Source organism: Methylobacterium sp. J-078 (genome assembly GCF_022829285.1).
Classification (GTDB): Bacteria; Pseudomonadota; Alphaproteobacteria; order Rhizobiales; family Beijerinckiaceae; genus Methylobacterium.
Genome location: NZ_JAKSYI010000080.1, coordinates 1 through 453, shown reverse-complemented (window position 1 = coordinate 453; position 453 = coordinate 1). Strand labels below are relative to the sequence as shown.

Annotated in this window: 1 protein-coding gene; it reads right to left on the bottom strand. The window is 69.3% G+C overall.

Annotated elements, in window-relative coordinates; all coding sequences use genetic code 11:
- A partial coding sequence (locus MKK58_RS13210) for an HlyD family efflux transporter periplasmic adaptor subunit (protein ID WP_243912490.1) occupies positions 1–453 on the bottom strand: 453 nt, incomplete at its 5' end.

Sequence of the window (453 nt, the reverse complement as noted above, 5' to 3'; positions counted from 1 at the left end):
TCACCGCTCCCGCCAGGCCTTTGCGATCTGATCGGAGAGGGGTTTGACGAGGTAGCTCAGCACGGATCGGTCGCCGAGCTGCATGAAGCTTTCGACCGGCATGCCGGGCACGAGGCGGGCGGGGCCGAGGCGCTGGCGCTGGTCGTCGGGCACGCGGATGCGGGCGACGTAGTAGCTCATTCCCGACTTCGGGTCGGTGGTGACGTCGGCCGAGACCCGGCTGACCACCCCGTCGATCTCCGGGGTGACGCGCTGGTTGAAGGCGGGGAAGCGCAGGATGGCCGCCTGGTCGAGGCGCACGTTGTCGATGTCCTGGGGGGCGATCTTGACCTCGACGGCGAGCTGGTCGGCCTCCGGCACGATCAGCATGGCGGGCTCGGCCGGGGTCACCAGCCCGCCCACCGTGTGGACCGTCATCTGGTGGACGATTCCGGATTGGGGGCTGCGCATCTC